Origin of the sequence: Carboxylicivirga mesophila, from assembly GCF_018271975.1 — a bacterium.
Taxonomy (GTDB): domain Bacteria; phylum Bacteroidota; class Bacteroidia; order Bacteroidales; family Marinilabiliaceae; genus Carboxylicivirga; species Carboxylicivirga mesophila.
Genome location: NZ_JAGUCN010000045.1, coordinates 1 through 10,197, shown reverse-complemented (window position 1 = coordinate 10,197; position 10,197 = coordinate 1). Strand labels below are relative to the sequence as shown.

Annotated in this window: 9 protein-coding genes; 7 read left to right on the top strand and 2 right to left on the bottom strand. The window is 43.9% G+C overall.

Annotated features, from left to right (window positions below):
• Nucleotides 1–155 precede the first annotated feature (155 nt).
• Nucleotides 156–1,688 (bottom strand): glycosyltransferase family 39 protein, encoded by a 1,533-nt coding sequence (locus KEM09_RS21490; RefSeq protein ID WP_212231943.1) that lies wholly within the window; start codon nucleotides 1,686–1,688, stop codon nucleotides 156–158.
• 726 nt (nucleotides 1,689–2,414) lie between these two features.
• On the opposite strand from KEM09_RS21490, the gene KEM09_RS21485 reads away from it, so the two are divergent.
• From KEM09_RS21485 to KEM09_RS21455, 7 genes are all read left to right on the top strand, one after another.
• Entirely contained in the window at nucleotides 2,415–3,671 is a 1,257-nt protein-coding gene (locus tag KEM09_RS21485) for an ABC transporter permease (protein WP_212231941.1), read from the top strand.
• A gap of 55 nt (nucleotides 3,672–3,726) precedes the next feature.
• The gene (locus tag KEM09_RS21480) at nucleotides 3,727–4,296 is read left to right on the top strand and encodes a transposase (RefSeq protein ID WP_212231939.1); all 570 of its coding nucleotides are present in this window, start codon (nucleotides 3,727–3,729) and stop codon (nucleotides 4,294–4,296) included.
• A gap of 123 nt (nucleotides 4,297–4,419) precedes the next feature.
• Nucleotides 4,420–5,130, top strand: a complete 711-nt coding sequence (gene pepE / locus KEM09_RS21475; RefSeq protein ID WP_212231937.1) for a dipeptidase PepE — start codon at nucleotides 4,420–4,422, stop codon at nucleotides 5,128–5,130.
• A gap of 118 nt (nucleotides 5,131–5,248) precedes the next feature.
• Nucleotides 5,249–6,802: a SulP family inorganic anion transporter gene (locus KEM09_RS21470; RefSeq protein WP_212231935.1), complete on the top strand. Its 1,554-nt coding sequence runs from the start codon at nucleotides 5,249–5,251 to the stop codon at nucleotides 6,800–6,802.
• A 25-nt stretch (nucleotides 6,803–6,827) separates the two neighbouring features.
• Nucleotides 6,828–7,436 carry a carbonic anhydrase gene (locus tag KEM09_RS21465; protein WP_212231933.1) on the top strand — a complete coding sequence of 203 codons (609 nt, stop codon included), beginning with the start codon at nucleotides 6,828–6,830 and terminating at the stop codon, nucleotides 7,434–7,436.
• Nucleotides 7,437–7,594: 158 nt separating this feature from the next.
• Nucleotides 7,595–8,011, top strand: coding sequence for a DUF1801 domain-containing protein (locus KEM09_RS21460; protein WP_212231932.1), 417 nt, complete (start codon nucleotides 7,595–7,597; stop codon nucleotides 8,009–8,011).
• Nucleotides 8,012–8,035: 24 nt separating this feature from the next.
• Complete coding sequence (locus KEM09_RS21455) at nucleotides 8,036–8,584, top strand: GNAT family N-acetyltransferase (RefSeq protein WP_212231930.1); 549 nt, start codon at nucleotides 8,036–8,038, stop codon at nucleotides 8,582–8,584.
• A 213-nt stretch (nucleotides 8,585–8,797) separates the two neighbouring features.
• Here KEM09_RS21455 and KEM09_RS21450 read toward each other — a convergent pair whose 3' ends face one another.
• Nucleotides 8,798–10,009, bottom strand: coding sequence for a dicarboxylate/amino acid:cation symporter (locus KEM09_RS21450; protein ID WP_212231928.1), 1,212 nt, complete (start codon nucleotides 10,007–10,009; stop codon nucleotides 8,798–8,800).
• Nucleotides 10,010–10,197: the final 188 nt, after the last annotated feature.

Below are 10,197 nucleotides of genomic sequence, written 5' to 3'. Positions count from 1 at the left end.
GTTCACCATAGCTCGCTATGCTTTCACAAATATTCCTTGAAACTAAACATTTATAAGCGATTTGAGCCAGTAATTTTATGTCGAACTCAGGTTATTAGTATAAAAGTGTCTCTCTTCATTTTCGGACATCCTCTTTTTATTTTCTAAAACCATCTTCACCATTGCCGGCTTAGCTGCCGCTCTTCCACCTCTTGTTGAATGATCGCATTAATATCTGCAGCGGTGCCCTGAAAAACACAGATGGATGTGCCAAACTCACGTGCGTAAGGATTGGCAATGGAATCGGCCACATAAGCCACGTTGAAGTATTGCGCCGTCTCCTTAAACTCCTCTTCTACAACCGATGCAGTAATCACACGTATCAATTGGGTGTATGGCTGGTCGAGCTCAAACCAGTTCACGTAATCGGCGTTAAAGGATGCGGCACGAATGCCCTCCCTGCCATAAAAGTTAACAGCGCCTGCCTGTCCGTAATTATCGCAAAGCACAAGGGTAGAGGCCGGGTGATCTAAACCGGCATACACACGGTCTAACTTTTGGGCTAGCTCGTGCCACCCCAGCATATCTGCAAAGTCTTGCGGCAGCTCATGGTCTTTACCATCCTCCCAGCGTAACACACCCATTTCCTGGTAGCGGCTATGGTTGGCCACAATGTATTCAGGTGTTTTGTTGGGATACAACACATCGTAGGTATAGGCAAAGTAAAAAACAGGCGATGCTAATAACAGCACATACACCACCTGTCCCCATCGCTGGCGCAGCCAGCTGCTTACATATACAGCGCCAAGTGCAATATAGATAGGGTATAAACCAATGGCATAATAATCTTTGGCCTTCAGCCAGGTATACAGGCTCAGCACAATAATTATGGTCCAGAATAGGGAACGGAGTTTGTTAAATGGCTGATAAAACCACAAAGCCCACAAACCGGCCAGTATCACAAACAGGGAGCCTGTAAAAAACAAAGGCTGTGTGCTTAAAAAAGTAAAGCGCTTAACATTCACCAGCTGGGTAGCGGCCAGTTCGTTCATGTGGTGTATCACCGGGAAACCATTCTGATATTGCCAGATGAGATTGGGCATGACCAATACTAAAGCTAAACCGCCGGCCAGGTATAATTCCCTTCGCAAAAACAGGGTACGCTGTGAGCTGAGTAATAAGGCCGGCAGCAGGCCAAGCATTAAAAACACCATGTTGTATTTATTCAGAAAGCCCAGGGCCAAAGCCACTGCCAAAGCATACAGGTACCTTGTCTGTTCATCCTTCAGGTACCTGATGAGGCAGTAAAACACCACTGTCCAGCTTAAAATGTCAAAGGAGTTGGGCTGGTACAATGTATTTAGTCGTAACAGCACCGAAAACAATACGCCAAATCCTCCCAATAATTTCGCTCGCAAGTCGCCACCCAGGTAGCCGATGCTGCGCCAAACCACTACAAGCGTCAATGCACCAAACAAAGCCGGAAAAAACTTGACCCAAAATACGCCGTTGCCCAATAGCTTAATCACCCACGATAGCCAGGAGGTCAGCGGTGGCACCGAATGGTAGCCCCAGGCCAGATGATTCGCCTGGTCGAGGTGAAGAAATTCATCGCGGTGCAAGTCGTAAGTAGCATCTATCAGTGCATACTGAAGGATAAATTTGGTCAGTACCAACAAGAGTAGAAGGATGGTGTCTTTGCGTTTCATTGATAGAGGTTTGGGAGTTTCTGGCTAAAGATAAGTAATGCGAATCAATAGTTGAACCCACTCCGGGGTTCTGTTTGTAATGTAATCCCTTCGGGATAAAAAAAATGTCCGTAGGACATTAACAATAATAGCCACGTGCGAAGCGCGGGGGTATGAAAATGATGAGAAAACAACCCTGATATGGGTTGAAGGTTTATATTAAGCAAGTTTTAACTATTGATTCACATAAGTATTTCATCAATAAGCCCGAGAGGATGAATTAATTCAGACCTGCCTGTTGTAAAAGCTAATGGCTGATGGCGATGCACTGTTTTCGAACTTTGGCCTTCCGTCTTCGGTCAAGTTCACGGATCGCATCTTTATAACAAAGCTGTCAATAGAGATACGATCCCTTTTGCGCACCATGCACTGCGCACTAATCCCGGCCTTCGGACTCTCGTGCTCCGGACTTCTAATAAATGCTAATGGCTGATAGCTTATAGCTGATGGCGATTTACATCTCCGCCAACATTTAATACGCACTGACTGCGAACATAAATAACTTTGCGCCTCAGCGTCCCGACTTTGCGCACCTGGCACTGTGCACCGCGCACTAACCTCGGACTTCGGACTCTCGTGCTCCGGACTTTGGTGCACCATGCACTGCGCACCATGCACTAATTCCAGACTCCGTCTTCGTGCTTCCGTCTTTTTATCTTATCTTGCCTAACCAAACACAACTAACCCATGATACTGGTTTATAAATTTTTCAAAGAAAGCTTCCTGTTCGCCATCAATGCCTTGCGAACAAACGTACTGCGTACCATCCTGACGCTTTCGGGTGTTACCATTGGCATCTTTTCCATTATTTCGGTTTTTACATTGATTGATTTCCTGGAGAAACAGGTGCGCGACAGCATCGAGTCGCTGGGCGACAATGTGGTGTATATTCAAAAATGGCCCTGGACACCTCCCGAAGGGGAATCGGAGTATCCGTGGTGGCGCTACATGAACCGGCAGGTGCCTTCCATTAACGATTATGAGCAGATTAAGCGTCGCTCGCAGATTGCCGAAGCCGTCTCCTATGTGATGTCATCGCAAAAAATGCTGCAGTACGAAGACAATTCCTACGATAACGTGGCCGTTATGGGCGTGTCCGATGATTTTGACGCCATCTGGTCCTTTGAAATTGCCAGGGGGCGCTACTTTTCGCCCTACGAAACCAACGGTGGCATGGCATCGGCCATTATTGGTGCCGAAATTGCCGCTGAGCTGTTCCAGGGAGCTGACCCCATTGGTAAGCGGGTGAAGATGATGGGGCGTAAGCTGCTGGTTATTGGTGTTATACAGCGTCAGGGCTCCGATATATTTGGCAATACCCTCGATAAAAATATTATTATACCGGTTAAGTTTGCCAGCACTTTGTTTAACCTGCGCAGCGAATCGGTGAATCCGATGATACTGGTGAAAGCTAAAGAGGGCTATACCTCCGATGATATGGTGGATGAGCTGACCGGCGTTATGCGCGCTATTCGTCGCATCAAGCCCAGCGCCGATAATGATTTCGCCCTCAATCGCATCAGCCTGGTGCAGAAAAACTTCGACAGCCTTTTTGATTTTATCGATTTGGCAGGCTGGTTCATTGGCGGTTTCTCTATTTTGGTAGGAGGATTCGGTATTGCCAATATCATGTTTGTTTCAGTAAAAGAGCGTACCCGTATTATTGGTATACAGAAAGCCCTGGGTGCCAAGCGTCGCTTTGTGCTGCTGCAATTCCTCATTGAGAGTACTGTCTTGTCACTGCTGGGTGGTTTGGCCGGACTGCTGCTGGTCTTTGGCATTGCCATATCCATTAGTCTGATAACCGGCTCTGAGATGGCTCTTACCTTACTCAATGTGCTCAAGGGTATCGGCATCTCCACCTTTATTGGTGTGGTATCGGGCTATATACCCGCCTGGAAAGCTTCGCGCATGGATCCGGTTGAGGCGATAAATGCTTTGTAAATTATATTATCCAAACCCGACGGGTTTCAAAAATCTGTCGGGTCTATTAATTAGTATGAAAAACCCCGAACCCCTCATTACAAATCATTTGTACCATATTTATAACAGAGGTATAAATAGCTGTAATATCTTTGAATCAGAAGAGAATTATGAATATTTCTTAAATCTCTATGAGAAGCATATTGAGCCAATTGCCAAAACATTCGCCTGGGTGTTAATGCCAAATCATTTCCACTTGCTTGTTCAAATTCGGGGTCAGGACTTTGAGGCCAGAGCTCCACATCAATGTTTCTCCAACTTCTTTAATGCCTATTCGAAGGCCTTCAATAAATTTCACAATAGACACGGTGCTTTATTTGAACGGCCGTTTAAAAGAAAGCAAATTGATAATTCGGCCTATTTTAAAAAGCTGGTCATTTATATTCATCAAAACCCAGTTCATCATGGTTTCTGTGAGCATCCGCTTGAATATGGGTGGAGTAGTTACTTGACGTGTATTAGTAGCAAATCAACGAAGTTTGAGAGAGATGAAGTTATTAAGTGGTTTGGTGGGGGGTATGATTTTGAATGCTGCCATAAAGAAAAAATCAATTCAGCCGAAATAAATGAATTTCTGGGAATTTAGACCTGACAGGTTTCAAAAACCTGTCAGGTCTGTTGTTTAAATCTGTTGTATATATATAAACAAAACCCCCTCTATCTTTTTTAATCTATTATCTAAAAGTCTAATCTCTAATAGTCATATATTATGAACTTACTATTAATATCCAATTCAACCATGGCCGGAGAGGCCTATCTGGACTACCCCAAACATGATATTGCCGGTTTCTTAGGTAAAGAAAAAGTCAAGTGCTTGTTTATTCCATATGCAGGTGTAACGGTGTCGTTTGACGATTATGAGGCTAAAGTAAAAAGCCGTTTTAACGAGGTGGGGCACGATGTGGTTTCCATTCATCATTTTGATGACCCGGTGAAGGCTGTAGAAGAGGCCGATGCGATTGTGGTTGGTGGGGGAAGCACCTGGCAGTTGCTGCGTATGGTGCACGATAATCAACTTACTGAACCTATTCGTAAGAAGGTACTGGGTGGTACAAAATACATTGGCTGGAGTGCCGGTTCTAATCTGGCCTGTCCAACCATCAAAACCACCAACGACATGCCCATTATCGATCCGCTGGGCTTTGATGCATTGAATTTGATTCCTTTTCAGATTAATCCGCACTACCTCGATGCCAACCCCGAAGGTCACGGTGGTGAAACCCGCGAAGAGCGTATTATGGAGTTTTTAGAGGTGAATCAGCAAACAACCGTAGCCGGTTTGCGCGAAGGATGTATGTTTGTTGTTAAAAATGGTGAAATAGGCTACAAAGGCGCATTGTCTTTGCGTGTATTTCAGTATGGCAAAGCACCTTACGAGGTGGAGCCATCGGCTGATTTTAGCTTCTTAATGTCGTTATAGGACAAGGTGACATAGCGGAAATAGCATTAAAAATAGTAAACCTATCACAAAAAATAGAAAAACTAATTTTCTGGCACATGTTTTGCTTTCCATAGAGCCGAATTGAAAACAAGGAACTATGAAAGATTTTTTTAAAACGTACAGGAGTGATATTCCGGCCGGATTGGTAGTTTATTTAGTGGCTTTGCCACTATGTTTGGGTATTGCTTTGGCTTCCGGCGCACCCCTTTTCTCAGGGGTCATCTCTGGTATTATTGGCGGTATTGTCATTGGGTTTTTATCTGATTCAAAGCTTAGTGTCAGTGGACCGGCAGCCGGGCTCACCGTTATTGTCTTTTCTGCCATTGCTACTTTAGGCTCTTTTGAGGCCTTTCTGCTGGCGGTATTTATCTCGGGTATCATTCAGCTGGTATTGGGTTATGTGCGAGCCGGTGTTATCGGGCACTTCTTTCCCACATCGGTAATTACGGGTATGTTGACGGCCATTGGCCTAGGGATTATTTTTAAGCAAATACCACATGCGTTTGGTTACGATATCCAGGGGATTGATGCAGCTGCCTTTGATGAGCGTTACGGTCATCATACTTTTTCAGAATTATATTATATGATTGCCGGCATCCTGCCAGGGGCTGTCATTATCAGTGTGCTATCAATGGGTATACTGTTTTTGTGGGATACCAAAGCCATCAAAAATAATCCCATAACTAAATTAGTGCCAGGTCCGTTGGTGGTTGTGGTTTTAGGAGTTGCCCTAAATGAAATGTTTAAAGCAACAGCGCCTGTGATGGCTTTGGGATCAACACATCTGGTGTCTTTGCCCGAAATGAGTGGTTTTAGTTCTTTGATTGATGAATTGCGTTTCCCCGAGTTTGGAGCCATTACCAATCCTGAGGTATGGGTGGTGGCATTTACCATTGCTATTGTTGGTAGTTTGGAGTCCTTACTCAGTCTTGATGCTTGTGATAAGTTGGATCCGGAGAAACGGATTTCATCACCCAACAAAGAGCTGAAAGCACAGGGATGGGGCAATGTGCTAGCCGGCTTGGTTGGTGGTTTGCCCATGACTGCCGTTATTGTGCGTAGTTCGGCCAATGTCAATGCAGGTGGTAAAGGCAAACTGTCGGCAGTGTTTCATGGCGCCTTACTACTGTTAAGTGTACTGTTTTTTGCACCATACCTGAACTATATTCCTTTGTCGGCACTGGCAGCGGTACTCATTCATGTAGGATTGAAGCTTAATAAAGTATCCATCTACAAGAGTGCCATCAAACAGGGAGCTAATCAGTACATTCCGTTTTTTGCCACCATCATTGTTATTTTACTGACTGATTTATTAAAAGGTATTAGCTTTGGTATTGTGGTAGGATTCATATTTGTTCTGCGTTCCAATTTCCGTTCGGGTATTACCTTGTCAAATGTGGGTAATAACTACATGGTACAAATATCCCGCAACCTGTATTTCTTTAATAAGGCACAGTTGCGCAGAGTATTGCAGTATTTACCGGAAAACATCAACTTGTTGATTGATGGAACAGAGGTAGACTTTATCGATAACGATATATTGGCAACCATCAAAGATTTTTGCGAAACAGCTGAACAAAAGGGGATTAAAGTTACCTTTATGCAAAGCGAAACAGCTGTTCTTCCAATGTTCAGGAAAAAGGCGGCCTAATGTTTAAACACTAAAAAACAGAATTATGAAATCATACGATCAAATATTTTTAGCTAATCGGGCATGGGCGCAAACCATCAAAAATGTGGATGAAGACTATTTTAAAAACCTGTCGTTAGGCCAGGCGCCAAAGTATTTCTGGATTGGGTGTTCTGATAGTCGTATGGCCACAACGGTGATTACGCGAAGCCAATTGGGGCAGTTCTTTGTACATCGCAATGTGGCCAACCTGGTGCACGAGGAGGACGCCAGTCTGATGGCAGCTCTTAGTTTTGCGGTAAATACCTTAGGAGTGAAGCATATAGTTGTGGCTGGACATACAAATTGTGGAGGCGTAAAGGCGGCTCTTGAAGGAACAGATGATAAGTACTTAGATAAATGGATAGGGGAAATCACAGAAACGCTTAACGATAATATTGAAGAAATAGACGGTATAGAGGGGGATGAAAATAAGGCTAATCGCCTGGCTGAACTGAGTGTCATGAAACAGGTTGGCAGACTTGCATCAATGGAAATCATAAAAGATGCATGGGGCAGAGGTCAGCGATTGTTTGTGCATGGCTGGTTATTTGATATAGCCACCGGTGAGCTGAACTCCATCAAAGAGATACATCCGGATGATATGATAAAGTAACGCCTAATAAACCTTTAAACCGGGGTTGTCATCTTTTTGGTGGCAACCTTTTTGGTATCTGCTGGTCTTTAAGATGAGCTTGAGTTTTGGTGTCGTTTCATTTCTGCCGTATATTTCGTATTGAATGATTTGGATTCGCTCACGATAATAATGTAGTTATGGCTCAGAACAAAACACAACCAACATCGGCCGATGTACATTCGTTTCTGAATAGCATTGAGCACCCGCAAAAGCGTGAAGATAGTTTTGCATTGCTTCAGCTGATGCAGAAGCTGACGGGTGAACAGCCGGTTATGTGGGGCGATGCCATTATAGGTTTTGGCAAAAACACGTATCGCTATGCCAGCGGTCGCTCGGGAGACTGGTTTACTGTTGGGTTTTCGCCCCGTAAGCAGAATCTTACCATTTACCTGATGTGCGGACTTGATGGCCTGCAGGGAACTATTGAAAAGCTGGGTAAATATAAAACTGGTAAAGGGTGCTTATACATTAATAAATTAAGCGATGTCGATAGGTCCGTGCTGGAGCAGGTGCTGACCATCGCCATTGAAACTTGCCGCAACAAACACGAGTAGTTGTTGGGGCACTAATGCAATATAATGATGGAAATAGCCTTTTGTCGCGTAAGTAATAGCGATGATCCTTTATTCTCTGAAGCCTGGTCGTTATATGAACAGGCTTTTCCAATTTTGGAGAGACGCGAGCTGGAGCTACAATGCCAGTTGCTATCTGAAGAGCGCTATCATTTCGATGTAGTTAAAGCAGGTACTGAGATGGTGGGGTTTATTATGTGGTGGAACTTTCATGAACTCGTGTATATTGAGCATCTGGCGACGAACGAATCTGTGCGGGGTAGAGGCATTGGAGAGCAAATTGTTAAGGCACTGTTGAAAGATACAGGTGTTAAGGTGGTGCTTGAGGTAGAGCCGCCTGTGGGTGATATGAATCGTAGGCGGATAGGATTCTATGAGCGGCTGGGTTTTCAGTTAAATCATTACCCATATCAGCAATTGCCTCTGCGCAGAAATGGTAAGCCGGTTGATTTGCTATTAATGTCATCCCCGGGCTACATGTCAGCAAGTGAATTGGCAGCATTCAAAGAAGAGTTTGAAAAATACTGTTATGCGCCTTACTTGGGCTATCTGTAGCTGTTTCTTATTTAATAGATAGAACAACGCGTTGATTAAGATTATCAATATAGCTTAATCAACGCGTCGTTTATATTTATAACTGTCAGATCTGTTTTAGGCCTTGGATATTACACCTTTACATATTACAATACGCTGGTATAATGCCGATCCATATTCATCGTGTCTTTAGAGTGAAACGAACTAAAGGCGCATTTTGAATAGTATTCGGTGTTATTTATTGAAGCGGTCTACAATAATGGCGCAAGCAGCATCTCCCGTAATATTGAAGGCGGTGCGTAGCATGTCAAAAACACGATCCAATGCATATAGCAATGGAAGACCGGCTATTGGGATTTCGGCAGATACCAATACAGCTACTACCAGTAGTGAAGGGCCTGGCACGCCTGCCTGTCCGATTGAGCCAACAGTTGATGTAATAATAATAGCAATGTATTGTGCCAGGCTTAACTCTATGCCAAACAACTGTGCGAAGAAAACAGCTACCAGGGCATAATAAAGGGCACTACCTGTCATGTTAATAGTGGCGCCCAGTGGCAATACAAAGCCTGTGGTGGCCTTGGATACACCCAGCTCTTCCTCACAAACCTCCATATTAATTGGTAAGGTAGCCATCGATGAACTGGTAGAAAGGGCAACAATCTGAGCTTTTGTCATTTTAGCGAAAAACTGACGGATAGAGGCTTTTGAGAACAATTTCAATGTAAGCGGATACAGACCAAATATTATTATAGCACCACCAATCAGGTTCACCCACATCAGGTCAAGTGCCATCTTTAGTAAATCAAAGCCAAAGGAGCCGATAGACGATGCCATTAAACCAAATACACCTATCGGAGCTGTCCACATAACCACTTTAATCATCCAGATGAGTGCCTCAATAAGGTAGTTCATGCCGTTCATCAGAGGTTCTTTCTTTTGCTTTGGCAGGGTTGAGATGCCAATACCGAGGAATAGTCCGAAAAAGATTATCTGCAGAATATTGCCACTAACCAACGATTCTATCGGATTCTCAGGAATGATGGATTGAAGCGTCGTCCAGAAATCAGCTGTTTGATGTACAGGTGCTTCTTCTGCCGGAAACATGGCCAGTACGGTTGCTTTGTCAAGACCTTTACCTGGCGTAAAGATTTCACCTAGCATCAGTCCAAGGCTTACGGACACAACAGTAGTAATTAAAAAGTAGCCGATAGTACTGATGCCAATCTTACCGGCCGATTTGGTAGCCCCCAACGATGCTGCACCTGATATAATAGAGATAGCCACCAATGGCACCACAAGCATCTTAATCAATCCGATAAACACATCACCCAATGGCGCAAATACTATGGCCTCAGGCCCCATAGCTATGCCCAATGCGGTACCAAGTAGCATGGCAATCAGTATTTGAAACCCCAGATTCTTAATTAGTTTCTTAAAATTCATAATATGTATTTCTTAACAGTTTAGTTTGTGAAAGCTAAAATTGCAATTATTTACTTAGTAATGGCCCGTATTCCAAAGGAATTATTCGCAATGCAAGTTTTCTCAAAAAAAATCTCCCCCTTTAACACCCACCCATTCAGCCTCTAAGCCATCAAACTCACAACGGGCATATCATTTTTCTCAATTTT